The following is a 25,795-nucleotide window of genomic DNA, read 5'->3' as shown; positions in this document are numbered from 1 at the left end:
GATTACTTACCTTCTCCCAGTTCGATCGGAACGCCGACGAGTGAGCCGTACTCGGTCCAGCTGCCGTCGTAGTTCTTGACATTCTTGTGGCCGAGCAGCTCCTGCAGCACGAACCAGGTGTGGCTCGAGCGCTCACCGATGCGGCAGTAGGCGATGGTCTCCTTCTCGCCGTCCAGACCGGCCTCCTTGTAGAGCTCGGCGAGCTCGTCGTCGGAGCGGAAGGTGCCGTCCTCGTTGGCCGCCTTGCTCCACGGCACGTTGATCGCGGTCGGGATGTGACCGGCGCGCTGGCTCTGCTCCTGCGGGAGGTGGGCCGGGGCCAGGATCTTGCCGGAGAACTCGTCGGGGGACCGGACGTCGACCAGGTTCTTGGCACCGATCGCGTCGACGATCTCGTCGCGGAAGGCGCGGATGGTGTTGTCTGGGTCGGCGGCCTTGTACTCGGTGGCAGGGCGGGCGACGGTCTCGGTCGACAGCGGACGGCCGTCGAGCTCCCACTTCTTGCGGCCGCCGTCGAGCAGCTTCACGTCGTCGTGGCCGTACAGCTTGAAGTACCAGTAGGCGTAGGCGGCGAACCAGTTGTTGTTGCCGCCGTACAGGACGACGGTGTCGTCATTGGCGATACCGCGCTCGGAGAGCAGCGTGGAGAACTGCTCGCGGTCGACGAAGTCACGGCGAACCGAATCCTGCAGATCGGTCTTCCAGTCGATCTTCACGGCGCCCTCGATGTGGCCGCCGTCGTAGGCGCTGGTGTCCTCGTCGACCTCGACGAAGACGACCTTGTCGGTGTGCAGGTTCTGCTCAGCCCAATCAGCGCTGACCAGGACGTCGGAACGTGCCATGGGTTTTCCTCCCGGAATGGGTTTTCAAGGGGTGGGAACGAGATGATGAGGTGCTCGGCATCAGGAGCCGAGGACCTCGGCGGGAGATGACGGAAGACGTTCGCGTCGGGCACAGGAGGCCTGTGGGGGTGCGCTGGCGCCGGCCGGCATCTATCGGTGAACGCGCCGGCAGGAATGCGCCACGATCACCGTCTAGCGACAACAACAGTCGGCGACACGACAGAAGTCGATCGCCCGGCGGCGGGTGAGCAAGAACTCACGGCGCAGTTGCATACAGGCCAGCCTACAGCAGCGGTCGCGATGGCCCGGAGTGCGGGGCCGCCTTTCGCGCGCGGCGGGCCGATCAGTCCGCGCCGGTGACTCTCGCGGGGGTGACGAACCGATCGACCCGCAGGTCACGGGCATCGGCGTGCGCCTCGAGCATCACGTCGCTGCCCGCACTGTGGGCGCCGGTGGCGGGCAGATCCCAGGGCATCGGCAGCAGCGGGAGGGTGGCGGTGAAGCGGTCGAGGACCGCCTGGCGCAGGGATGTGTCGAGATCGGGCACGTCGAGATGCTCCTGGGGACCGCGGTAGAAGTCGGTGGCCCGCAGGTGGAGACGGCCGTCGACGACCGACAGGTCCACACTGACGCTGACCCGCACGGTGGGGCCGCCGTAGCCCGACGCCGACGGCGCGTTCTGCGGGGTGGGTCGGCCTTCGGGGGCCGGCGCCACGTCCGGCGGCAGCGTGACCGTCCCGGCCAGGACCACCCCGGAGGTCCGCTCGAGGTTGCCGAACTGGGGTCCGCCGCCGCCGACCCGGTCGGCACCGGCCGGGGTGTCGACGGTCAGGTCGAGAATGCCGAGGAACCGACCCAGGTTGACCGAGTTCAGCAGCGAATACGCCTGCACCGATGAGGTGCGGATCACCGATCCGGGGCCGATGTCGAAACCGTCACCGACGGAGAACGGGCCGAGCGTGGCGCCGAGTTCGGCGAAACAGCCCGGGACTTCGGGCCCGGTGCGGGTACAGCCGGGTGCGGGCACGCCCCGGGCGGTGATGGTGGCGCCGGGGAACTCGCCGTCGCGGGCGTGGGTGAGGAACGGGAACCCGCCCAGGGTGACCTCGGGGTGATAGGGCAGCCCGGTGGAATCCGGCAGGTCAGAGGTGGTCAGCGACTCGGACAGCCGGTGTTCGGCGCGACTCGCGACGATCGTGTCGGCGACCAGCCCGACGGCGCCCAGCAGCACCACGACGGCCACCACGACGAGAACGGCGCGGCGCAGGCGAGGCGAGGGCGGCGGCGGGGCGGGGGTATCGGCGGCGAGGCCGTGCAGCTCAGCCTTGTTAACAGCGTGTCCCGGCATTGCGGCTATTCTGTCATCTATCGCGCACACGTTGGTAAGGCGGCGTAAACATCCGTCGAGTGGGCGCGGGCTGATCGTTCGCCTCAGCGTCGAGGGCGATCGGACGGGGTGGAAAATCGAAGCGGAGCGTAGAAGATCGGAGTGATTCGTGGATCTCCTGCTGTTGACCGCAGACCCCAATCCGGAATCGGTGTTGCCGTCGTTGTCGTTGCTGGCACATACGGTGCGGGTGGCACCGACCGAGGTGTCGTCGCTGATGGAGGCCGGTAACGCCGACGTCGCGATCGTCGACGCACGGTCCGATCTCGCCGCGGCTCGCGGGCTGTGCCGGCTGCTGGGCAGCACGGGATCGGCGGTTCCGGTGGCTGCGGTGTTGACCGAGGGCGGCCTCGTGGCGGTGAACGCCGACTGGGGCCTCGACGAGTTCTTGCTGCCCGGTACGGGACCGGCCGAACTCGACGCGCGATTGCGGCTGTTGGTGGTGCGGACCCGAGGGGTCAGCACCGAGGAAGCGTCGGGCAAGGTCACCTTGGGTGAGCTGGTCATCGACGAGGGCACCTACACGGCGCGATTGCGTGGTCGTCCGCTGGACCTGACCTACAAGGAGTTCGAGCTCCTGAAGTACCTCGCGCAGAACGCCGGTCGGGTGTTCACCCGCGCACAGCTGTTGCAGGAGGTCTGGGGATACGACTTCTTCGGCGGTACCCGTACCGTCGACGTGCACGTCCGGCGCCTGCGCGCCAAGCTCGGCGCCGACCACGAGTCGCTCATCGGTACCGTGCGCAACGTCGGCTACAAGGCCGTGCGGCCCGCTTCACGGGGCGGTCGGGCCGACGCCGGCGACACCGCTGCCGAGGACGTGGCCGACGATGCCGGCCTGTCCGACGACGAGTCCTTCGACGAGGAGTTCAGTGCCCACTGACGTGCCCGTGCTCGACGCACTCACCGCGGATCAGGCGGCGTGGGTCCACCGCGTCGTCGACGCCGCCACGACCGCCGACGGGGTGGCGCCGCTGTCCGAACAGTCGGTGCACGCCGTCGACGCCCCGGCGGGAACGGCACGGCACGTGCTGTCCTCGGCCGGATACGCCAACGTCCTGCCCGGTCGTGACGGCGAGCCGCCGATGATCGAGGCGGTCGTCGATCCCGCGGCACGCCGGGCCGGTCACGGTCGGGCGCTGCTGACCGCGGCGTTCGCCATCGCCCGTGGGCTCGGCGACGACGCGCGGGTCTGGGCGCACGGCGACCTGCCCGGCGCGGTCGCGCTGGCCGCATCGCTGGGGTTGGTCAAACGGCGAGAGCTGTTGCAGCTGCGGCGAACCGGGGGCGCGGTGGGTCTCGATCCGCTCGTCGTCGCCGACGACGTCGTGCTGCGCACCTATGCCGGACCGGCCGACGATGCGGAGATCCTGCGGGTCAACAACTCCGCCTTCGACTGGCATCCGGAGCAGGGCGGTTGGGGCCTCGGTCAGATCACCGAGCGGACCGCCGCCGACTGGTTCGATCCCGCCGGGTTGTTCCTGGCGTTCGACGCCGCCGACCCCGACACCCTGCTCGGCTTCCACTGGACCAAGCGCCAGGGCCCCGGGCTCGGTGAGGTCTACATCGTCGGTGTCGACCCGTCGGCCCAGGGCCGCGGGCTCGGTCGGCTGCTGACCCTGGCGGGCCTGCACTACTTTGCCGACCGCGGTGTGGACGAGGTCATGCTCTATGTCGAGGGTGACAACACCGCCGCGCTGCGCACCTACGAACGACTCGGGTTCGCCCGCCACGCCGTCGACGTCGCCTATGGCTGAGCCGGTGGTCGCGCCGGCGGGGCGGAGCTCCTATCTGCGTGTGGTGATCAGTTGGGCGGCAACCTTTGTCGGGATCGCCGGGGTCTGCGTCGGAATTCTCGCGGTGGCCGCGCACTACGCGTCGTGGGTCTCCACCACCGCGAGCCGGGTGGCCGCCTTCACCCCGGTGCTGATCGTCGTCGGGGCGGTGGGGGCCGTGATCCTGCTGCTGGCCCGCCGTTGGGTGTTCGGGATGGTCGGGGTGCTGGTGTCGGCGGTGGGGATCTTCACCCAGGTGCCGCTCTACATCGGTGAGAGTTCTTCTGCCGACGGCGATCTCGTCGTCATGCAGGCCAATGTCTATCTCGGACGCGCCGACACCACCGCACTCGCCGACACGGTTCGCGACAACCGGGTGGACGTGCTGACCGTGGTGGAACTGACTCCGGACGCACTCGAACGGATTCAGACATCCGAACTCGTTGCCACCCTGCCGTATTCGTTCACCTCACCTGGACCGGACGGTCGTGGGGTGGGGGTCTTCGCGCGGTACCCGATCACCGACGGCGAGCTGCTCGAGGGGTACCGGCTCGGCAACATCCGGGCCGAGATCGACCTCCCCGGACACGGCACGCACGCCCTGTTCGCGCTGCACCCGCTGCCGCCGTGGCCGGAGGAGGCGTGGCGCTGGTATGCCGAACTCGACCGTCTCGGCGAGCACTTGGCGGCCGAACGGCTGCCGCTGATCATCGGCGCGGACATGAACTCGACGTGGGATCACAGCCGCTACCGCGACCTGCTCGACGTCACCTCCGACACCCCGGGGCTGATCGACGCCGCCGAGCGGGTCGGAGCGGGATTCGCGCCGACCTATCCGGCCAATTCGACGCTGCCGCCGCTGATCGCGATCGACCACATCCTCACCCGTGGCGGACCGCAGCCGACGTCGTTCCGGACCGTGGAGCTGCCCGGATCGGATCATCGCGGTGTGATCGCGACGGTGCGCCCGGCCTGAGCGGCGTCGTGGGCGCGTGCGCGGGGCAACGGGCTGGACCAAGTGAATCAGGGTAGCCTATCCTTCTCCTGTGGTCGACACCGACAGCCCTGCCCCGTTCCCGCTCTCCGACTACCTCGCACGGATCGGGGTGGACCACCCGGAGCGCGTGGGGCCGGATGAGGTCCGGCGGATCGCCACCGCCCATCACGCCGTCTTCCCGTTCGAGAATCTCGATGTGCACCTCGGGATTCCGTACGAGGTCGACCCCGAACAGATCATCTCCCGCCTGCTGTACGGCCGACGCGGCGGGTGCTGCTACGAACTCAACGGGTTGCTGCTGCTCGCCCTGCAGGCCCTGGGCGTCGACGCCCGGGCGATCGGTGGCCGGGTCGACGCGGGGGACCGGTTCGGCCCGCCACTGGGCCACATGGCTCTGATCGTGTCCGACGACGCAACGCCGTTGCTGGTCGACGTCGGCTTCGGTGGCGAGATGGTCTGGCGCCGGATCGATCTCACGTCCGGGTCGGACCGCCGGGTGGAGGTCGGCGCGGCCGCCTACGTCGTCGAGGACCACTGCCGTGAGCTCGTCGAGTTCGAGGCGATGGCCTGGTGGCACAGCACCTCGCCGCGGTCGCGGTTCACCCGGTCCCTGATCTGCACGCTCGTCGTCGACGGCGCGCGGTGGACGCTCATCGGTGCCGAATCCCCGGGTGTCTACCGACTGGTGGTGACCGATGACGCGGGGCGGCACGGCTCGGAACTCGACCTCGCCGGGGCGCGGGAGGTCCTGACGCGCGTGATCGGGCTCGGGATCGGCGGGATACCGCTGGCCGCGGCCCGATTCGAGGGGCTCAGCCTCGTTCCGGCCGCCACGGGGTAGGGAACGGTAGTCCGAGGTAGACCTCACCGAGAGCCTGCTGCTCGGCGTCGGAGGACGTCCAGCGGCGCAGCCGCGCACGACGCAGGCCCTCGTCGAACGGGTCGTCGGTGAAGCGGTGCAGGATCGAGGTGAGGGTCCAGGAGAAGTTCTGGGCCGCCCAGATCCGCGGGAGGGCGGTGTCGGTGTACGACTCCAGCCACGACCGGTCGCCGCTGCGGTAGAACTGCCCCAGGGCGTGCGACAGGACGCAGGCATCCGACACGGCGAGGTTCAATCCCTTTGCGCCGGTGGGCGGGACGATGTGTGCGGCGTCGCCGAGGAGGAACAGCGACCCGGTCTGCATCCGTTCGGTGACGACACTCCGCAGTGGGGCCAGGCTCCGGTCGAAGATCTCGCCGGTCTCGAGCGCCGGGTGGTCGTCGGAGGCGCTGCGGTGCTCGAGTTCTGCCCAGATCCGCTCGTCCGGCCACTCGGCGAGGTCGGTGTCGGCGGGGACCTGCAGGTACTGCCGGGTGATGTGCTCGCCGCGCATGCTGTGCACCGACAGCCCGTCGGTGTGCGCGCAGTACATGCCCTCCTCGGTCACCGGGGTGGTGTGCGCGAGGATGCCGAGCCACGCGAACGGATACACCCGTTCCAGGGTCCGGACGTCACCGGGCAGCAGCGTGCGCGAGATCCCGTGAAAACCATCACAACCCGCGACGATGTCGGCGACGATCCGCTCCCGGCGTCCGTCGGCGGTGTAGGACACCTCCGGGGTCGCCGTGTCGATGCCGTCGATCGCGACGTCCGTTGCCCCGAACACCAGCGGCAGGCCTGCGGCCCTGCGGGCGTCGACGAGGTCGGCGACGATCTGCGCCTGGCCGTAGACGTAGGCGTGCCGCCCATCGAACCGGTGGAAGTCGAGATGGTGGGTGGTCCGATCGAAGCGCAGGTAGAAACCGTTGTGTACCAGTGCTTCCCGATGTAGCCGATCGGCCACGCCGAGCTCGGTGAGGACGTCGACGGTCGAGTTCTCGATCACGCCGGCACGAACCCTGGCGCGCACGTACTCCTCGGATCGTGCCTCGATCACGACGGTGTCGATGCCCTGAAGGGCGAGCATCTGGGCGAGGGTCAGGCCGGCCGGCCCCGCTCCGATGATCGCGACCTGGCAGCGGATCATTCGCCGGTACCTCCTGGGGGGTTGTGGGTGGTCGGTCCGGGACATGCTCCGGACAGTCGCAGCAGATGATCGGGAACACGGCCGAGCGCTCGTGAGACGGTCTCGGCGGCAAGGTGTTCGGTGTGGAAGGCGGCACCGAGGCACATGCGGCCGCCGACCAGGGCCGAGGTGACCGTCAGGCCCGCCCGGTGGGGTGGATCGGCGACGGCGAGCACCTGGGCGCGCTCGTCGTCGAGCCAGCGCCACCGGGCCGCGCGCGGGACATGGCCGACGCTGGAGTGCAGGAGGTCGGTGGTGCCGGTGCCCGGGATCGGACCCGCGCCGTGTGCCGCCGAGGCTCCCGCGCGACGTGCCTTGAGGGTGGTGGCGAGGAGGTTGGCCACCGGCCGCCCGATCTGTGCCGCGGTCCGCAAGGCGTCGTGAAAGGCCATGGGGTCGCTGCCCGCCGGAACCGGAAAGGCCAGGCCTGCGGAGAAATTCGCGAGAGTGTCCCAGGACCGGGGCAGGTAGACCCGGGCGTCGAAGGGGGCGGTGACGGTGGGGGCGAGACGAACATCGGCCTCGGTGAGGGCGTCGACGAGGGCGAGTGTGGTCAGGGTGTAGAGGCTCACGCCCGGCAGGGTCGCGTCCCGCGCCGCGCGGACCGCGGTGAGGGTGGCCGCGTCGACGGCGGCGCCCATCCCACGGGGGCGGGCGGCGAGGGTGACCAGAGGCGGTCGGGTCGTGTCCCGGACGGGCTCGCCCGGTGTCGGTGGTTCGGGCTGTGTGCGGAGCAGTCGGGCGAGTGCGATCAACCGTCGCGGGTCGGCACCGACCCGCGCTGCGGCCATGGCCAGGGGTGGGACACGGTGCCGAAAACGTTGCCAGGACACAGGATCGGCGGGATCGGTGACGCCGAGCATGACGTCGAAGACGGTGTGCAGGAGTCCGGCGTCGCCGAGTCCGTGGTCGAAGTCGACGGCCACGTGGTCACCGCCGAACGCCACCCGTAGCGGTTCGTCGCCGTCGGTGCGGACGGCGTCGAGCAGGTGCAGCGGGTCGTCGCCGGGGTCGGTGGCGGAGATCACCGCGATGGAGGCGGCGGTGTGGTCGTGTGCCCAGGTCCGACGGTCGGCACGGGGGGTCAGTCCGACCCGGGTATGGGGTCCGGCGTCGGCCATGGCGCGCAATCGGTCGCGTGCCTGCCCGACGGTCGGGACGTCCACCGGACCCAGGACGAAGGCCGAGCGCAACCGGCTGTGGTGCCGGTCGACCACGGTGCTGCGCACGCGCTCTGGTGCGGTGTGTCCGCTCTGTTCTCTCGCCATGATTCTCGTTGCGAGTTTAGCAAGGCTTACCTAATCGGCCGTGACGAGGCGGCATCGCCGATCGTCAACCCCCAATTCATCTCCGGTTCACCCGGGGTAGTGGGGTCGGCCATCGCGTCGACCTAGCGTCGATTCGGTCGTTGCGGACAGCGTTGTGCTGTCCCGACTCGAATGAACTGAAAGGGCGACACTCGCGTGAACATCAACCGGAAGGGTGCTCTGTCGGCCGCGGCGGCAGTTGCGGCTGTCTCGCTGATCGCTGCATGTGGCGACAGCGGCGGCGACAGCGGTGGAACCATCAGCGGTGAGGGCTCGACCGCACAGCAGAAGGCCATGCAGCACTTCGCCGATGTCCTGACGAACAACGGCAACATCGTCCTCGACTACACCGGCAGCGGCTCCGGTGACGGAGTCAAGAAGTTCATCGCCGGCGACGTCGACTTCGCCGGTTCCGACTCGCCGCTCTCCGACGAGGAGGCCGTCAAGGCCAAGGAGCGCTGCTCGGGCAACGACGCCTGGCACATCCCGCTGGTCGCCGGCCCGGTCGCGGTCGCCTACAACGTGCCCGGTGTCGAGGACCTGAACCTCAACCCGACCGTTCTCGCCGGGATCTTCGATTCGCAGATCACCAAGTGGAATGCTCCGGAGATCGCCGCCCTCAACCCGGGCAAGACCCTGCCGGATCTGGCCATCGTCCCGGTCCACCGGAGCGACTCGTCGGGCACCACGGACAACTTCCAGAAGTTCCTGACCGCGGCTGCCCCGCAGGCGTGGACCAAGGGCACCGGCAAGGAGTTCAAGGGCACCGGCGGTTCGGCCGCCTCGAAGTCGACCGGTGTCGGCGACACCGTCAAGAAGACCGCCGGTGCGGTCACCTACGTCGAGTGGGGCTTCGCCACCGAGAACAACCTCGGTGTCGCGGCGATCGACTTCGGTGCCGGACCGGTCAAGCTGACCTCGGAGTCGGCCGGCGCGGCGCTCGACGCCGTGAAGTTCACCAACCCGGGCAGCAAGAACCTCGTGGTCGACACCCCGGCGCTGTTCGCGTCGAAGACCCCGGGCGCCTACCCGCTGCTGCTGACGACCTACGAGATCGTCTGCTCGACCGGATACAGTGACAGCGCCGTCAGCACCACGTTGAAGGATGCGTTCACCACGATCCTCAACCAGGGGCAGGACGGCCTGGCAGACCTCGGATACGTCCCGCTGCCGACCGCCTACAAGAACACCCTGCAGGGCACCGTCGACGCGCTGACCGGGTCCTGATGTGTGACGTCCAGCCGGTGGTCGGCGACCTGTACGGGTCGCCGGCCACCGGCTGGACCGACCACGACGATCGTCACCTGCGAAGAAGATGAACGGGCGCATCTGATGACCAAGGCACAACCAACAGAGGAACACATGACCACGCTGGACAAGGGTGGGGTGACCCGAGGTGGGGATCCCGCACAGAGCCCGCCTCCGCCTGACGACGACCGAGCGACCCTGAATCGCAGCGTGCACCACCGGATGGGTGACCAGGTGTTCCGGACCCTCGCGGTCGGTTCGGGGTTCGTGGTCTCCCTGGTGATCTTCCTGATCGCGGTGTTCCTGCTCGCACAGGCGATCCCGTCGCTGGCCAAGAACTCCGAGAACTTCTTCACCTACACCGGTCCGTGGGAGACCAGCGGCGACACCCTGAAGTTCGGTATCCCGCAGCTGTTCTACGCCACGGTCGTGGTGTCGGTCATCGCGCTGCTGCTGGCCATGCCGGTGGCCCTGGGAATCTCGATCTTCCTCACCGAATACGCACCCAAACGTCTTGTCGGACCGATCTCCTATACCGTCGACCTGCTGGCCGCGGTGCCCTCGATCGTCTACGGCCTCTGGGGCATCCTCGTGCTCGGCCCCGCCCTGGTGCCGATCAACAACTGGCTGGTCGACAACGTCGGCTGGTTGCCGTTCTTTCAGGAACCGTCGCAGGTGGCCAACATGTCCACCGGTGGCACCCTGCTCACCGGCGGTATCGTCCTGGCCGTCATGATCCTGCCGATCATCACCGCCGTCACCCGCGAGGTGTTCACCCAGACCCCGGTCGGCCACCGCGAGGCGGCCCTGGCACTCGGCGCCACCAAGTTCGAGGTCGTCAAGATCGCGGTGCTGCCGTTCGGCTTCTCCGGCTACATCTCCGGCGCGATGCTCGGCCTCGGTCGCGCACTCGGCGAGACCATGGCGCTGCTGCTGATCATCTCCACGGTGGGCCCGATGAACTTCAACCTGATGGAGAGCGGGGAGACCTTCGCCACGAAGATCGCCAACAACGCTGCCGAGTTCGACTCGCCGGCCAAGACCGGTGCCTACATCTCGGCCGGCCTCACCCTCTTCGTCCTGACCTTCATCGTCAACGCCGCGGCACGCGCGGTGGTCGCCGGAAAGAAGTAGTGACATGACCCTGACCACCGATCAAGCACACGATCCCGTCAAGCGCCGGCCGCCCGGCTTCACCCCGATGTCGCTGCGGCGCCGGGTCACCGACAAGGGTGTGTCGGTGCTGGTGGTGTTGGCCCTGGTCGTCGCCCTCGTCCCGCTGATCTGGCTCGTCGTGACACTCGTCGCCCGCGGCATCGGCCCCATCCTCGACGTCGATTGGTGGACGCTGCCCGAGCGCAAGGGTGGTGCCGCCAACGCCATCGTCGGCACCATCGTGCAGACCGCGCTGGCCGCGGTGATCTCGATCCCACTGGGTATCTTCGTCGCGATCTACCTGGTGGAGTACAGCAACGGCAAGTCCTTCCTCGCGCGGTTCACCACCTTCATGGTCGACATCCTCTCCGGTGTCCCGTCGATCGTCGCCGCATTGTTCGTCTACGCGGTCTGGCGGACCACCCTGGGTCTTCCACGGATGGGCTTCCTCGTCGCGATCGCACTGGTCCTGCTGATGGTCCCGCTGGTCGTTCGCTCCACCGAGGAGATGCTCAAGATCGTTCCGCAGGACCTGAGAGAGGCCTCCTACGCGCTGGGTATCCCCAAGTGGAAGACCATCGCACGGATCGTGCTGCCCACCGCGATGTCGGGCATCATCACCGGTGTCATGCTGGCGATCGCCCGCGTCATGGGTGAGTCGGCCCCGGTGCTGATCCTCGTCGGCGCGACCCGGGCGATGAACTGGGATCCGTTCGCGGGCAACCAGCAGTCGCTGCCACTGATGATGGTGCAGCAGTACAACAACGGCCCCGGTGCCTTCGACCAGGTCTGGGGCGGTGCGCTGACCCTGGTGATCCTGGTGGCGATCGTGTACTTCGGCGCCAAGGTGGTCAGCCGGTTCACCGGACCACGCGGCTAGCCGCACCGACACTTCCCGAACCAGATCTTCCCAGAACGGACTTCACGAGCTCCCATGGCCAAGCGACTCGACATCAAGAACCTGAACATCTACTACGGCAACTTCCATGCGGTGAAGGAGGTCAGCCTGGAGGTCCCGCCGCGCTGCATCACCGCCTTCATCGGTCCGTCGGGCTGTGGCAAGTCGACGGTGCTGCGCACCCTGAACCGGATGCACGAGGTCACCCCGGGTGCCTACGCCACCGGAACGGTGCTGCTCGACGGTGAGGACGTCTACGGCAAGGGGGTCGACCCGGTGAGCGTGCGGGCGACCATCGGCATGGTGTTCCAGCGCCCCAACCCGTTCCCGACCATGTCGATCCGTGACAACGTCGTCGCCGGTCTCAAGCTGCAGGGTGTGCGCAACAGATCCCAGCTCGACGAGGTGGCCGAGCGCAGCCTGCGTGGCGCCAACCTGTGGGACGAGGTCAAGGACCGTCTGGACAAGCCCGGTGGCGGGCTCTCCGGTGGTCAGCAGCAGCGACTGTGCATCGCCCGCGCGATCGCGGTCTCGCCCGATGTGCTCCTGATGGACGAGCCCTGCTCGGCGCTCGACCCGATCTCGACCCTGGCCATCGAGGACCTGATGGGCGAGCTCAAGAAGGAATACACGATCGTCATCGTGACCCACAACATGCAGCAGGCCGCCCGTGTCAGCGACCAGACCGCGTTCTTCAATCTCGAGGCCGTCGGCCAGCCCGGCCAGCTCGTGGAGATCAACGACACCGAGACCATGTTCTCCAATCCGACCAAGAAGGAGACCGAGGACTACATCTCGGGCCGCTTCGGCTGAGCGACACACCGGGTCCACCCGGTCCCTGCACGACGAACGCCCCGGTCGCCACAAGCGGCCGGGGCGTTCGTCGTGTGAGAGGGGGGTGGACCGGGACGGCTCACATGTTGAGATACAGGATCACCAGGAGCGCCAACAGCGACGCGATAGCGCCGGTGTAGATGATGATCTGACGTGCGTGCGGGTGCGACGGTTCATCGTCGGCCTCGGCATTGAAATCCGGTTCGCTCGGATAGTGGACGCCCATGTCGGTAACACTAACGGCTCCGCCCTGCCGGATGCACGTCCATGGTGGTCCGGTGGGGCGAAGCCGTCAGTGGGGTGAAGTGTGTGACCTGGATCAGGCGTTGAGCTGCTCGGGAGTCTTGCCGGTGGCCTGGAAGACCACCCGTCGGCCGATCAGCACGGCGTGGTCGGCGAAGCGCTCGTAGTAGCGGCCGAGGAGCGTGATGTCGACCGCGGCGGCCACCCCATGCTTCCAGTCGCGGTCCATCAGCACGGTGAAGAGGTGACGGTGGAGGTCGTCCATCGCGTCGTCATCCTCTTCGAGGCGGATCGCCGAGGCGGGGTCCTGGGTGTCGAGGGCCTCGCGGGCGTTCTCGGCGAGTTGGACCGCAAGGCGACCCATCTCGGCGAAGTAGCCGGCGACCTCCTCGGGGAGGGCCTTGGCGGGATGACGGCGGCGGGCGACCTTCGCGACGTGCAGCGCCAGGGCTCCCATCCGATCGACGTCGGCGACGATCTGCAGGGCACTCACCACCCCGCGCAGATCACCCGCGACGGGCGCCTGCAGGGCCAGCAGGCCGAAGGCCTGCTCCTCGGCCCGTCCGGTCAGATCGTTCATTCGCTCGTTGTCGGAGATCACTTCCTCGGCGATCGCGAGATCGGCCTGCAGTAATGACCGGGTGGCACGGGACATCGCCGAGCCGGCAAGCTCGCACATCTCACCGAGAATCACGTTGAGTGAGTGCAGCTGTTCCTGATAAGCGGTGCGCATAACCCAAGGTTACTGCCATCGGGGAAACAACCTGACCGCCCGAGTGGTGAACACACCGTGAACGCTCGCCGTCGAGTCCGGGACAGCGCTTCCCGACCCGCCTCCGACCTGGCCGTTCGATGGTCAGGAGCAGGTGGTGTCCCCGGCGTTGGTGACGGCGAGGTCATTGGGGAGACTGCCACTGTTGGACGCCTGCGGCAACTGCTCGACCGAGAGGGTGGTGCCCACCGAGGGTACCGACCCCACCGATCCGTCGAAGTTGCTGCCGAGGATCACCTCGACACCGGACCTCACCGTGCGGTCGAGTTGGACGGCAGCACCCGGGAACATCTCGGCCAGGGTCGCCGCCGAATCCAACTCGCCGACGCCGTAGCGGATGACCGTGTCGGTGCGGTTCTCCGAGGCGTCGGCCACACCGCGGACGTCGAATCCCTGGGCGCTGAGCTGGTCGGACACCTCACTGGCGGCGCCGGTGCGCCCGGTGCCGTTGAGCACCCGCACACCCACGTTGCCCGGGTTCTGCGCGGTGGCCGACGCCCGGCTCGGGGTGGTGGCGGTCACGGTCGGCGGGGTGGCGCCGGTCGACGACGTCGTCGACGTCTTGCGCTGTTGCTCACCCGGCAACGGCTGGTCGTCGATGATCGCGTTGAAGATCGCGTCGACGTCGTCGGTGCGCGGGATCTCGTTGTTCTCACCGTCGGTGGACGTCCCCGAGGTGGGGATGGTGAGGAACGTGACGCGGCCGGCGTCGATGCCCTGCATCGACTCGGCGAGTTTGAGCAACGAGTTGGTGTCGACATTGTCGACGTAGCTGTACTCGATGAACGTGTTGATGATCGAGTTCAGCTTGGCCGGGCTGGACAGGACATTTCCCGACAACGTGGCGCGCAGGAGCGACGACATGAACAGTTGCTGGCGTTTGATGCGGCCGTAGTCGCCGTTGCCCTCGGTGGACACCGTGCGCGCCCGGACGTAGTTCAGGGCGCGTCGTCCGGTCAGTTTCTGTGTGCCGGGCTTCTTCAGGATGGTGCCGAGTTCGTAGTCGTAGATCGGGACGGTCGAGCACACCTCGACACCGCCGACCGCGTTGACGACCTTCTCGAAGCCGTAGAAGTCCATCGCGATGAAGTGGTTGATGTTCAGGCCGCTCATCTGGGTGATGACCCGCACCAGACACTGCGGGCCGCCGAACGCGTAGACGCTGTTCAGCTTGACGTTGGTCTCGGCGGGCATGGTCGCGCCGTAGGCGCCGTTGGCATTGTCCCACTGCTGGCATTCGGGCCGGTCGACCTGTAGGTCACGGGGGAACGACACGGCCACGACGCGGCTGCGATCGGCGGGGATGTTCACCAGGATCACGGTGTCCGAGCGGGCGCCTTCGGCGTCGGCGGTGGTGCCCGCACCGACCTTGGAGTTGTTGCCCGCACGGGTGTCGGTGCCGACGATGAGGTAGTTCTCGTCGCCGTACTGCGCATCTTTGTTGCGGATGTTGGTGTCGTCCGGGTCGACGGCCATGATCGTGTGCCAATTGCCGTTCGTCGACTTGAGGAAACCCCAGACGAAGCCGGTGCCGACGAGGGCGAGGATGCAGGCCACCGACACCAGGATGCGTCCGGTGATCGTGGCCGACCGGGCCAGCGACCGGTCGCCCGGGCGTGCGGCCACACGTCGGGGCCGGCCGCGGGCGATCTCGGTGAGGTCGGGGGTGCGCTGCAGTGGTTCGGGTTCGGCGACCGACCCCGTGGGGGAGCCCTCGGTGGGTGAGACATCCGTGGGTGAGACATCCGCGGACGGAACACCGGTAGGGGAAACGCCGGTAGGGGAAACGCCGGCCGGGACCGGGACGAATCCGGTCGGCACGTCGTCGGGATCCGTCGTGTCCGGGGTCTGGGATGGCGGGGTGTGGGCATCCGCGGCGTCCGGGGCGGGGGTGCCCGCCGGCGCGACATGGCTGCCCTGCGCCCGGGACTCCTCGATCACGCGGCGGGTGGTCGCCCGATCGGACAGGTCCACGCCGGGATCGGTGCCGGGGTCCACCGGAGGGATCTTCTGGGTGACATCGTTGCCCGCGGGTACCTGCCGGCCGAAGCGGCTGAGGTCGTCGACGGGTGCGGAACCCTGGGGGCGGGGTGCCTGCGGCGGCGGGGTCTGGATCGGTGGGGTCTGGATCGGGGGGGTCTGGATCGGCGGGATCCGGGTGGGCCGCGGCCGGCTGCGGCGGCCACGGGTGGTGGGGATCGCCTGTGTGGGGGAGTCGTCCGGTACGGACGGAGCAGCCGGGGGCTCGGCCGCGTTCATCTGCTCCATCAGCTCGCGTACGGTCAGCCGGGTCCGGCCGCGGACGAAACGGTCGGCCGAGCGTGGTTCGCGCAGGCGGTCGGCGGCAGGCATCTCGCCGGTCGGCGGGGCGGCATACGTCGACGCATCGTCGGAGCCGCCCCGGGAGTGCTCGCGGCGGGCGGCGCGGGCGTCGTCGCCCGCGGCATCACCCGATCCGCGGCGGCGCGGTTTCGGCGTCCAACGACTCACTGTGAAAGATCCTCATTCCCTCTGCCGGCGTGTGCTTCCGCTGCGTCGGGGAGAAACGCTGCGGCACCTCACGATGACGGCCCCTGCCGTGGCAAGGGCCCCGCGTCATCATACTGATCGCCCGGCGGCCACGACGGTCGCCGAAGCCGCCGGAGGCCCGACCGGCCTCCGGCCTGCGCCGATCAGCCGCCCGAGTGCATCACTTCGGCGCCCTCGGGGACGACGTCCTCGTACGGGTCGTCGAGCCATCCCTCGGGCAGTGCGACCTTCGCCGGGGTGCCCTGCCGGCCACGAGGTCCGTGCCCGTCCTCGGGGAACGGGGCGTCGGCGGGCAGCGACGACAAGAGTTCGCGCAGCTCGTCGAGGGTCTTGACCAGCGACAGGCGGGAGCGCAGATCTGATCCCGCCGGGAACCCGCGGAGGTACCACGCGACGTGCTTGCGGATCTCCCGGCAACCCTTGTCCTCGCCGTGGTGGTCGGCGAGCAGCTCGGCGTGCCGGATGATGATGTTCGACACCTCGCCGAGGTTCGGTGCGGCCGGCGCGGGCAGACCGCCCAGCTCGGCGGCGAGCTCGGCGAACAGCCATGGACGTCCGAGGCAGCCGCGGCCGATCACCACACCGTCGCAGCCGGTCCGCGCCATCATCCGGACCGCGTCGGCCGGCTCGAAGATGTCACCGTTGCCGAGGACCGGGACGTCGGTCACATGCTCCTTGAGTCGGGCGATCTCATCCCAGTCGGCCTCGCCGGAATAGCGCTGCGACGCGGTACGGGCATGTAGCGCAACGGATTTCGCTCCCTCTTCGGCGGCGATCCGGCCGGCGTCGAGGTGGGTGCGGTGCTCGTCGTCGATACCGATCCGGAACTTCACGGTCACCGGGATGTCGGTGCCCTCGGTGGCCCGCACCGCCGCGGCGACGATCTTGCGGAACAGGGTGCGCTTGTAGGGGATCGCCGAACCGCCGCCCTTGCGGGTCACCTTGGGCACCGGGCAGCCGAAGTTCATGTCGATGTGGTCGGCGAGATCCTCGTCGACGATCATCTTCGCGGCCTCGTAGGTGTAGCGCGGGTCGACGGTGTAGAGCTGCATCGACCGCGGGTTCTCGTCCGGGCCGAATGCGGTCATGTGCATCGTCACCGGATGGCGCTCGACGAGCGCCCGGGCGGTGACCATCTCGCAGACATACAGCCCCGACACCGTGCCTGTCCGGGCGAGCTCGAGCTCACGACACAGGGTGCGGAAGGCCACGTTGGTGACGCCGGCCATCGGGGCCAGGACCACCGGACTGGCCAGTTCGATCGACCCGATCCGCAGCGGTGCGCGTCGCCCGGCGGACGACAGCGCACCGGCGCCCTCGTCAGAACTCGAGGGCGCCGGCGCGGTCAGGGGTGCTGTGGTGCTCAGGATGCCTGCTGCTCCCGCTTCTTGGCCTCGCGGGCGAGCGAACGGTCGCGCATCTCCTCGAAGCGGACGGTGTCCTTCTCCAGCTGTTCGAGGAAGGCGGCGAGCTCCTCGCGGGTCTTCTCGCCCTCGGCGGTGAAGTCCTCGCGCTCGAAGACGTTCCACTTGCGCAGGACCGGCTGGATGACCTCTTCGAGGTGCTGACGCAGGTCGTAGATGCCGTGCTTGGCCATCAGCACGCCGTTGCGGCGGAAGTTGGGCATTCCTGCGCCGGGCATCTGGAAGTTGGTGACGATGTCGGTGACCGCGCGCAGCGTCTGGTCCGGGGAGATGTCCATGCCGGCACCACAGATGTTGCGGTAGAAGATCATGTGCAGATTCTCGTCGGCCGCGATGCGCTGCAGCATCTTGTCGGCGATCGGGTCGTTGCACGCCTTGCCGGTATTGCGGTGGCTGACGCGGGTGGCCAGCTCCTGGAAGGTGACGTAGGCGACCGAGTGCAGGAGGCCGAGTTCGTCGGCGTGCTCCTCGAGCTCGTCGGCGCGGCCCGCGGCGGCGAGCATCGGATCGTAGCCGTTGGTCATGTGGATCATGCGGGCCTCTTCGAGGGCGACCGGGTCCACGCCGCGGGTCACCACGAGGTAGTCGCGCATGACGATGCCATGGCGGTTCTCCTCGGCGGTCCAGCGACCGACCCAGTGGCCCCACGCGGAGTCCATCGAGAAGTTGTCGGCGATCACGCGGTGGTACGAGGGCAGGTTGTCCTCGGTGAGCAGGTTGGTGATCATCGCAGCCTTGGCGACCTCGCCGAGACGGGACTGCTCGGGGTCCCAGTCGTCGCCGCCGAGTGCGGCGAAGTTGCGGCCCTCGTCCCAGGGCACGTAGTCGTGCGGGTTCCAGTCGCGGGCGATCTTGAGGTGCCGGTTCACGTTCTCCTCGGCAACCGGAGCGAGTTCCTGCAGGAGCTCCAGCTGTGTCAGTTCACGTGCCATTGATTTCCTCCGAACGGTGTTCGTGCGTGAAAGCCGGTCGTCGGCAGACCGCACGTCAAATGATCAGTGGTCAAGGTTACGGCACTTCGGAGATCAACCCAAGCCCGTACCTACGCAGTCGTAACCTGGCCCGTCGACGTTACGTCGGTCGGGCCGGCCACCATCGTGCGCCGGTGGATGGGGCCCCGTCCACATCCAGCCGACTTCTCACAGTCGATCCGCAGCCGGTCGGCGGGAGGCGAAAGCCGGGCCGATCCGGCGCATCCATCGAGCTGCGTCGTCGTCGAGGGTACCCAGGTCGGCGGCCTTTTCGCACCACCGCATCGCGGCGCGCCCGAACTCCATCGGGTTGTAGACGTCCTCCTCGCACGACCAGAGGCCGTCACCTGCGTAGGTGAGGATGGTGATGTTCGTCGCGGTGATGTGGGTTCCGTCTCCGGGATCGCACATCGGGTTGTCCACCTCACAGATCACGCGGCCGGTGGGGGCGTCGACGACGTGCCACAACGCCGGGAACCCGGTCATGTGGCTCCCCGGGAAGGTGGTCATGGTGCGCCAGATCCACTCCCGGATCTCCTCGCGGCCGTGCATGGTGCCCAGGGCGTGCTCGATGTACTCGGCGTCCGGGGTGAACAGCTCGGCGAAGCGGTCCCAGTCGCGGGTGTCGCCGATCTCGCCGACCGCCTTCTGGAAGGCGGCGAAGGCTTCGTGGAGTTCGGTCGCCGGGAAGGTGGTGGACACGTGTCCACGTTAGGGGGCGGCGGCGATCGCCGTGGCCGATCGTGAATTCTCCGGCGATCTGACGGCACAGCCGGCCGGGTGGAGAGCAGAATGGACAACGGGGTGGGCGCGGTGCCGGCCCCGGGTGGGTCGGGGTGACACCCACGGGTGAGGAGAACCGAGGTGGCAAGATGCAGCGGCTGAGTGGCCTGGATGCGTCATTTCTGTACCTGGAGACCAGATCACAGTTGATGCATGTGGTCGGGATCATGGAACTCGACACGTCCACCATGCCGGGCGGGTACTCGTTCGTGCGGATGCGGACGCAGATCGCGCACCGGGTGGCCGGGATGCCGATGCTGCGTCGCAAACTCGACAACTCCGCACTGAACATCGACCACCCCGTGTGGATCGAGGACGACGACTTCGACATCGAACGGCATGTGCACCGGGTCGCACTACCCGCGCCGGGCGGCAAGGCGGAACTCGCCGAACTGTGCGGCCATCTGGCCGGGCAGACGCTCGACCGCGGCAAACCGCTGTGGGAACTGTGGATCATCGAGGGCAGCGCCGACGGCCGGATCGCCGCGATGCTGCGGATGCACCACGCCGGCGTCGACGGCGTGACCACCGCCGACGTCCTCGCCCAGCTGTGCACCCTCAGTCCCGATGAGCCCGATCCCGACCCCGACCGGCTGATGCAGACCGCGGGCGGGTCGAACCGCACCGCGATGGTGCTGCGGGGTGCGGTCAACTACTTCGTGCAGCGGCCGATCTCGATGGCCAGGCTGCTCCCGACGACCGCCGCGGTGCCGTTCGAGTGGCTGCGGCGCTCTCGTTCGAAGACCAGCATGCCGGTGCCGTTCGCCGCGCCGCGCACCGTGTTCAACGGTCCGATCTCCCCGCATCGGGCGATCGCGACCACCCAGCTCTCGCTCGCCGACGTCAAACGGGTGAAGAACCGGTTCGGCGTCAAGATCAACGACGTCGTGCTCGCGATGGTCGGTGGTGCGCTACGCGACTACCTCGACAACCACGAGGATCTGCCCGACCGGCCGCTCGTCGCACTCGTCCCGGTGTCGGTGCACGGCGCCGACGAGAGCGGGCTGGTGGTCAACGGCACCAACAAGGTGACCGGCATGTTCACCGAACTCCCGTCGGACATCGCCGATCCGGTCGAGCGATTGGAACAGGCCGGTGAGCTGTCCCGTCGTGCCAAGGAACACCATGCCGACATCGACCCGAACATCCTGCGGGCGTGGGCGCAGTTCGCGCCCGGGATGACGTTGTCGACGCTGATGAAGTTCTACGGCGACCGGAAACTGTCGATGAACCATCCGCCGGTCTACAACGTGACCGTGTCCAACGTGGCCGGCCCGGACTTCCCGCTGTACTTCTGCGGCGCCCGGATCGCGGCGATCTATCCGCTGGGCCCGATCTTCCACGGGCTCGCACTCAACATCACCGTGTTCTCGGTGGACGGTCACCTCAATGTGGGCATCCTGACCTGCCCGGACGAGGTACCCGACGTCGAGGAGATCGCCGCCGCCTTCGACCGTCAGCTCAAGGAACTGATCGAGGCGTGCGACGACTGAGCGTGTGGTCGTCTCGTCGCGTGGGTGACGGCGTCGCGCGCCGCGGGCACTAGGCTTTGACCCGTGTCTGTCTACGACCATGGATTCGTGCGGGTCGGCGGTGCCGTACCCGTCGTACGCATCGCCGATCCGCGTGCCAACGCAGAGGCGACGATCGAGCTGATGCGGCGGGCCGCCGATGACGGCTCGGCGCTCATCGTCTTCCCGGAACTGGGCCTGTGCGGCTACAGCATCGACGATCTCGTCCAGCAGGACGCACTGCTCGACGGCTGTCTCGAGGCGCTCGCCACGGTGCTCGAGGCCGGCCGTGGAATCCGGTCGCTGGTGGCGGTCGGGCTGCCGTTGGTGGTGGGTGACGGGCTGTTCAACACGGCCGTCCTGATCCAGGACGGTGCGATCCTCGGCGTGGTGCCCAAGTCGTATCTGCCGAACTACCGCGAGTTCTACGAGCAGCGGTACTTTGCCGCTGCGCGCGACGCCACCGTGGACACCTGTGTGGTTCTGGGACAACGGGTCCCGTTCGGCCCGGACCTGCTGTTCACCGCTGCGGACCTGCCCGGATTCGTGTTGCACCTCGAGGTCTGCGAGGACGGGTGGGTGCCGATCCCGCCGAGTGTGCCGGCCGCATTGGGCGGGGCCACGGTGCTGGCCAACCTGTCCGGCAGCCCGGTCACGGTGGGCAAGGAAGCCTACCGACTGTCGCTGTCCAGCAGCCATTCCGCACGGTGCGTCGCCGCGCATCTCTACGTCGCCGCCGGCTTCGGCGAGTCCACCACCGATCTCGCGTGGGACGGCGATGCGCTGATCACCGAGAACGGCTCGCTGCTCGCCCGCAGCGAACGATTCGCGATGGACTCCCAGATCATCACCGCCGACGTCGACCTCGACCGGCTCCGGCAGGAGCGGATGCGGATGATCAGCCTGCGTGATCAGGCCGGTGATCACTCCGACGAGCTGAAGTCGTTGCGCCGCATCGAGTTCACCTTCGACGGGCGCGATGCTGCGGTCGCCGTCGCCGGTGCCGCCGTCGTCGATACCACCCAGGCCGATGTGGCTACCACCACCGACACCGGGGAACCCGGGTTCGGGCGTGCCGACGCCCTGCGTCGGATGGTGCCCCGGTTCCCGTTCGTGCCCAGCGGGATCGCCGACCGCGACGAGCGATGTGCCGAGGTCGGCCACATCCAGGTGCAGGGTCTTGCCGCCCGGTTGCGGTCCACCGGCATCGACAAGATCGTCATCGGGGTGTCGGGGGGCCTGGACTCCACTCTCGCACTGCTGGTCGCGGTGGACACCTTCGACCGACTCGGCCTGCCGCGTACCAACATCCTGGCCTACACCATGCCGGGATTCGCCACCGGTGGTGCGACCCTGGCCCGCGCCCACGTGCTGATGGACTCGCTCGGGGTGAGCGGAACCGAACTCGACATCCGGCCGTCGTGCGAGCAGATGCTCGCCGACCTCGATCACCCGTATTCGCGGGGTGAGAAGGTCTTCGACGTGACCTTCGAGAACGTGCAGGCCGGTGAACGCACCTCGCACCTGTTCCGACTGGCCAATCATCACGGCGGGATCGTGCTGGGCACCGGTGACCTGTCGGAGCTGGCGCTCGGATGGTGCACCTACGGTGTCGGCGACCAGATGTCGCACTACAATGTCAACTCATCGGTTCCCAAAACCCTTGTCCAGCATCAGATCCGATGGATGATCTCGGCCGGGACCTATGCACCGGAGACCACCGCGGCGCTGGTCGAGATCCTCGAGGACGTGATCAGTCCGGAACTGATCCCGCCGGGGGAGGACGGGGCCATCCAGTCCACCGAGGACACCGTCGGGCCGTACGAGCTACACGACTTCTTCCTCTACCATCTGACCCGCTACGGCAATCGGCCGAGCAAGATCGCCTACCTGGCGCAGCAGACCTGGGGGCCGCAATCGCGGGGGCTGCCCTGGGATTCCGAACCCGTCGAGTCCCGCAACAGCTACGACGACGACACCATCGAGCACTGGCTGGGGGTGTTCCTCAAGCGGTTCATGGGTAACCAGTTCAAGCGCACCGCGATGCCCAACGGACCCAAGATCGGTTCCGGTGGTTCGTTGTCGCCGCGCGGTGACTGGCGTTCGCCGTCGGATGCGTCGGCGCGCGTGTGGCTGGATCAGTTGCGCACCATGGAGTGAGAACCTGCCGGGGTTGAGAACCGGCCGAGGTCCTCTTTCCTCTCCGATGATCGCTTCACCACCCTGCTGGTACCGAAGTGGGACTGCAGGCATTTGTCGGTGACCGGCCTGCGTCTGGTACCGCTGTTCGGCTAACGGTGCCTTAGGGACAGGCAATGTGTCACCGCATCACCGGGCAGTATAGGTCGCGGCTATGTCTGCATGAGCGCGAACCTCCTTGAGATCACCGACGCCTCGTGGTCGATTCGATGGCAGTGGCGACGCACCGCCCGAAGGCACCGAGAACACCTACGCACCCGAGGAAGTCGTGAGATGACAGACGCAGTGATCGTGGACGCTGTCCGCACCCCGATCGGACGCCGTAACGGCGCGCTGTCCGGAATCCATCCCGCCGATCTGTCGGCGCATGTGCTCGAGGCGCTGGCCGCACGCACCGGAGTCGATCCGGCGGTGATCGACGACGTGATGTGGGGATGCGTGAGCCAGAACGGTGAGCAGGCGGGCAACATCGCCCGCACCGCCGTACTCGCCGCGGGGTGGCCGCAGAGCGTTCCGGGCACCACGGTGACCCGCGCCTGCGGATCCAGTCAGCAGGCGCTGGCGATGGCCGCTGCGGCGGTGGCTTCCGGTCAGCTCGACATCGTCGTCGCCGGTGGCGTGGAGTCGATGAGTCGGGTTCCGATGGGCAGTGCCGCCCCGAACGGTGAGAGCCAGCCGGCGACGGTACTCGAGCGCTTCGGTGTGGATCGCTTCAGCCAGGGAACCGGTGCCGAGATGGTGGCCCGCCGTTGGAATCTGGACCGCCGGCGGGTGGACGAGTATTCGCTGCGCTCGCATGAGCTCGCGGCCGCGGCCGCCGATGCCGGTGCGTTCGACGGTCAGCTCGCTGCACTGCCCGGGGTCCTCGAGGGCGACGAGGGTATTCGTCGTGGTGGCACCCTCGAATCGCTGGGGAAGCTCAAGACCGTCTTCGACGAGAACGGGGTGATCCACGCGGGTAACGCATCCCAGATCTCCGACGGTGCCGGAGCGCTCCTGGTGATGTCGGGTGAGACGGCTGCGGCGCATGGCCTCACCCCGATCGCCAGGGTGCACACCACCGTCGTCGCCGCCGATGACCCGGTCATCATGTTGACCGGCCCGATCCCGGCCACCGCGAAGGCATTGGCGAGGTCGGGACTGTCGATCGACGAGATCGGTGCGTTCGAGGTCAACGAGGCCTTCGCGCCGGTGCCGCTGGCCTGGCAGATCGAGACCGGTGCGGCCGACAAGGCACTGAATCCGCTCGGTGGTGCGATCGCTGTCGGCCATCCGCTGGGGGGTTCCGGCGCAATCCTGGCCACGCGCCTGATCCATCATCTGCGCGACAACGGAATCCGTTACGGCCTGCAGACCATGTGTGAGGCCGGCGGCATGGCCAATGCCACGATCTTCGAGTTGGTCGACTGACGTCGGATTCGGTGGTCTGCGGTGATTTCGACTCGGGTCCTCGCTCCGCTCGGTCCCGGCTCAATCAGCAAGAGGCGGTTGGTGGTTGAGCCGACGAGGAGCGTAGCGACAAGTCGTGTCGAAACCTCTGCCGGCCGAACTCGCCAACGTCACCACCCCGGAGGCGGTCACCACCCAACGTACGCTGCGGAGATTTCGACTCGGGTCCTCGCGATGCTCGGCCCCGCTCAATCAGCAAGAGGCGGTTGGTGGTTGAGCCGACGAGGAGCGCAGCGACAAGTCGTGTCGAAACCTCTGTCGGCCGAACTCGCCAACGTAACCACCCTGGAGGTGGTCACGCACCCGACGTAGGCTCGGAGATTTCGACACGGGTCCTCGCTCCGCTCGGTCCCGGCTCAATCAGCAAGAGGCGGTTGGTGGTTGAGTCGACGAGGAGCGTAGCGACAAGTCGTGTCGAAACCTCTGTCGGCCGAACTCGTCAACGTCACCACCCCGGAGGCGGTCACCACCCGACGTACGCTGCGGAGATTTCGACTCGGGTCCTCGCTCCGCTCGGTCCCGGCTCAATCAGCAACCGGCCGTTGGTGGTTGAGCCGACGAGGAGCGCAGCGACAAGTCGTGTCGAAACCTCCGCCGGCTGAGCTCGCCGGCGCAACCGGCGGAGGTCCCGACACTCGTCAACTATGGAATTCTCAAGGTACCGACGCGGTCCCGACACCGTCGGGTGCAAGTCTCAGACACGGATGAGGGTCAGGTCACAACAGACAGCTCAAGCGGCGTTCGGTAGTTCATCAGCGAACCGCCGGTTATACGCAGGGATCGGGCGTCGCCGTGGATCGACCGTCTCCGGTGGGATCAGCCACGGATGGGAGTCGGGTCCCATATAGACATCCCATCCGTTGTGGTGGACGTCGGCATGACACGAGGTGCACAACAGGCAGCCGTTGGCGAGGTCGGTGGCACCACCATCCGACCAATGCGCGATGTGATGGGCCTGGGTGCGTGATGCCGGGGCACCACACTTGATGCAACACCGATCCCGCTCGAACAGGGCGCGCCGCTGGCCGGCGGTGAACAACCGTTTCGACCGCGCCATATCCAACGGAACCCGTTCGCCGTCGACGATGGTCATGACGACGACACCGTCACACGTCGTTTCGAGGAGGGTGTTGCGGGTGATGGACCCGCCGAACGCCAACTCGGTTTTGTTTGGTGTATCGGCGGGTACCGACAGGGTGATCAGTGCTGCGGGTAGGGCGGTGACCGACCGTTCCCCGGCACCGGCGGCCATATCCACGACCATCTCCAAGGCGTCAGCGCGACGTCGTGGCGCTTCGCGGGGGTCTGTCGAACCATCCGGTTGCGGAACCGGTGCCGAGAGTTTCTCGATCGCCGTCGCCAACTTCTCCCCGACAACAACATCCAGTGAACCGGACACCGATACCCGTCCATCATCGGTGCGCCC

At 67.8% G+C, this 25,795-nt stretch carries 22 protein-coding genes; 11 read left to right on the top strand and 11 right to left on the bottom strand.

The features are described from left to right. Positions 1 to 2 precede the first annotated feature (2 nt). Entirely contained in the window at positions 3 to 842 is an 840-nt protein-coding gene (locus ACWDUA_RS20915) for a sulfurtransferase (protein ID WP_449752929.1), read from the bottom strand. Between the two features lie 343 nt (positions 843 to 1,185). Further along, positions 1,186 to 2,190 (bottom strand): LmeA family phospholipid-binding protein, encoded by a 1,005-nt coding sequence (locus ACWDUA_RS20910; protein WP_449752928.1) that lies wholly within the window; start codon positions 2,188 to 2,190, stop codon positions 1,186 to 1,188. 148 nt (positions 2,191 to 2,338) lie between these two features. On the opposite strand from ACWDUA_RS20910, the gene ACWDUA_RS20905 reads away from it, so the two are divergent. From ACWDUA_RS20905 to ACWDUA_RS20890, 4 genes are all read left to right on the top strand, one after another. Next, complete coding sequence (locus tag ACWDUA_RS20905; RefSeq protein ID WP_449752927.1) at positions 2,339 to 3,112, top strand: winged helix-turn-helix transcriptional regulator; 774 nt, start codon at positions 2,339 to 2,341, stop codon at positions 3,110 to 3,112. Continuing rightward, positions 3,060 to 3,986 (top strand): mycothiol synthase, encoded by a 927-nt coding sequence (gene mshD / locus ACWDUA_RS20900; protein WP_449752926.1) that lies wholly within the window; start codon positions 3,060 to 3,062, stop codon positions 3,984 to 3,986. Before ACWDUA_RS20905 ends, mshD begins: the two co-directional genes overlap by 53 nt. Beyond that, positions 3,979 to 4,980, top strand: a complete 1,002-nt coding sequence (locus ACWDUA_RS20895; RefSeq protein ID WP_449752925.1) for an endonuclease/exonuclease/phosphatase family protein — start codon at positions 3,979 to 3,981, stop codon at positions 4,978 to 4,980. Before mshD ends, ACWDUA_RS20895 begins: the two co-directional genes overlap by 8 nt. Positions 4,981 to 5,050: 70 nt before the next feature. Further along, complete coding sequence (locus tag ACWDUA_RS20890) at positions 5,051 to 5,842, top strand: arylamine N-acetyltransferase family protein (RefSeq protein WP_449752924.1); 792 nt, start codon at positions 5,051 to 5,053, stop codon at positions 5,840 to 5,842. Here ACWDUA_RS20890 and ACWDUA_RS20885 read toward each other — a convergent pair. Further along, on the bottom strand, positions 5,814 to 7,007 hold the full coding sequence (locus ACWDUA_RS20885; protein WP_449752923.1) for a 4-hydroxybenzoate 3-monooxygenase: 1,194 nt from the start codon (positions 7,005 to 7,007) through the stop codon (positions 5,814 to 5,816). The two genes, ACWDUA_RS20890 and ACWDUA_RS20885, sit on opposite strands and share 29 nt — an antisense overlap. Beyond that, positions 7,004 to 8,314: a hypothetical protein gene (locus tag ACWDUA_RS20880; protein ID WP_449752922.1), complete on the bottom strand. Its 1,311-nt coding sequence runs from the start codon at positions 8,312 to 8,314 to the stop codon at positions 7,004 to 7,006. The genes ACWDUA_RS20885 and ACWDUA_RS20880 overlap by 4 nt, the downstream gene beginning before the upstream one ends. 195 nt (positions 8,315 to 8,509) lie before the next feature. Here ACWDUA_RS20880 and pstS point away from each other — a divergent pair, with 195 nt between their 5' ends. The 4 genes from pstS to pstB all read left to right on the top strand — a co-directional run bounded on the left by pstS (position 8,510) and on the right by pstB (position 12,467). Continuing rightward, on the top strand, positions 8,510 to 9,580 hold the full coding sequence (gene pstS / locus ACWDUA_RS20875) for a phosphate ABC transporter substrate-binding protein PstS (RefSeq protein WP_449752921.1): 1,071 nt from the start codon (positions 8,510 to 8,512) through the stop codon (positions 9,578 to 9,580). 135 nt (positions 9,581 to 9,715) lie between these two features. Further along, a complete protein-coding gene (gene pstC, locus ACWDUA_RS20870) occupies positions 9,716 to 10,735 on the top strand; it encodes a phosphate ABC transporter permease subunit PstC (RefSeq protein WP_449752920.1) in 1,020 nt (339 codons plus the stop codon). A 4-nt stretch (positions 10,736 to 10,739) separates the two neighbouring features. Continuing rightward, the gene (gene pstA, locus ACWDUA_RS20865) at positions 10,740 to 11,636 is read left to right on the top strand and encodes a phosphate ABC transporter permease PstA (RefSeq protein WP_449752919.1); all 897 of its coding nucleotides are present in this window, start codon (positions 10,740 to 10,742) and stop codon (positions 11,634 to 11,636) included. Between the two features lie 54 nt (positions 11,637 to 11,690). Beyond that, positions 11,691 to 12,467, top strand: a complete 777-nt coding sequence (pstB, locus tag ACWDUA_RS20860) for a phosphate ABC transporter ATP-binding protein PstB (protein ID WP_449752918.1) — start codon at positions 11,691 to 11,693, stop codon at positions 12,465 to 12,467. Between the two features lie 100 nt (positions 12,468 to 12,567). Here pstB and ACWDUA_RS20855 read toward each other — a convergent pair whose 3' ends face one another. From ACWDUA_RS20855 to ACWDUA_RS20830, 6 genes are all read right to left on the bottom strand, one after another. Continuing rightward, the gene (locus ACWDUA_RS20855; RefSeq protein WP_449752917.1) at positions 12,568 to 12,714 is read right to left on the bottom strand and encodes a hypothetical protein; all 147 of its coding nucleotides are present in this window, start codon (positions 12,712 to 12,714) and stop codon (positions 12,568 to 12,570) included. Between the two features lie 93 nt (positions 12,715 to 12,807). Continuing rightward, entirely contained in the window at positions 12,808 to 13,464 is a 657-nt protein-coding gene (gene phoU, locus ACWDUA_RS20850; protein ID WP_449752916.1) for a phosphate signaling complex protein PhoU, read from the bottom strand. A 123-nt stretch (positions 13,465 to 13,587) separates the two neighbouring features. After that, positions 13,588 to 15,993: an LCP family glycopolymer transferase gene (locus tag ACWDUA_RS20845; RefSeq protein ID WP_449752915.1), complete on the bottom strand. Its 2,406-nt coding sequence runs from the start codon at positions 15,991 to 15,993 to the stop codon at positions 13,588 to 13,590. Between the two features lie 182 nt (positions 15,994 to 16,175). Further along, the gene (gene dusB, locus ACWDUA_RS20840; RefSeq protein WP_449752970.1) at positions 16,176 to 17,336 is read right to left on the bottom strand and encodes a tRNA dihydrouridine synthase DusB; all 1,161 of its coding nucleotides are present in this window, start codon (positions 17,334 to 17,336) and stop codon (positions 16,176 to 16,178) included. 59 nt (positions 17,337 to 17,395) lie between these two features. Beyond that, the gene (locus ACWDUA_RS20835; protein WP_449752914.1) at positions 17,396 to 18,388 is read right to left on the bottom strand and encodes an acyl-ACP desaturase; all 993 of its coding nucleotides are present in this window, start codon (positions 18,386 to 18,388) and stop codon (positions 17,396 to 17,398) included. Between the two features lie 207 nt (positions 18,389 to 18,595). Beyond that, positions 18,596 to 19,129 carry a nuclear transport factor 2 family protein gene (locus ACWDUA_RS20830; protein ID WP_449752913.1) on the bottom strand — a complete coding sequence of 178 codons (534 nt, stop codon included), beginning with the start codon at positions 19,127 to 19,129 and terminating at the stop codon, positions 18,596 to 18,598. A gap of 170 nt (positions 19,130 to 19,299) precedes the next feature. Between ACWDUA_RS20830 and ACWDUA_RS20825 the strand changes: the two genes are divergently transcribed. From ACWDUA_RS20825 to ACWDUA_RS20815, 3 genes are all read left to right on the top strand, one after another. Continuing rightward, positions 19,300 to 20,703, top strand: coding sequence for a WS/DGAT/MGAT family O-acyltransferase (locus ACWDUA_RS20825; RefSeq protein ID WP_449752912.1), 1,404 nt, complete (start codon positions 19,300 to 19,302; stop codon positions 20,701 to 20,703). Positions 20,704 to 20,766: 63 nt separating this feature from the next. Next, the gene (locus ACWDUA_RS20820) at positions 20,767 to 22,881 is read left to right on the top strand and encodes an NAD(+) synthase (protein WP_449752911.1); all 2,115 of its coding nucleotides are present in this window, start codon (positions 20,767 to 20,769) and stop codon (positions 22,879 to 22,881) included. A 312-nt stretch (positions 22,882 to 23,193) separates the two neighbouring features. Further along, on the top strand, positions 23,194 to 24,330 hold the full coding sequence (locus tag ACWDUA_RS20815) for a thiolase family protein (protein WP_449752910.1): 1,137 nt from the start codon (positions 23,194 to 23,196) through the stop codon (positions 24,328 to 24,330). A 769-nt stretch (positions 24,331 to 25,099) separates the two neighbouring features. On the opposite strand, the gene ACWDUA_RS20810 is transcribed toward ACWDUA_RS20815, so the two are convergent. Beyond that, positions 25,100 to 25,795: DUF222 domain-containing protein (locus ACWDUA_RS20810; RefSeq protein WP_449752909.1), on the bottom strand; the 696-nt coding region annotated here is incomplete at its 5' end.

Source organism: Gordonia sp. NPDC003376 (assembly GCF_053589235.1).
Note: the sequence above shows the minus strand (reverse complement) of the source record. Positions and strands in the feature narration are given on the sequence as shown.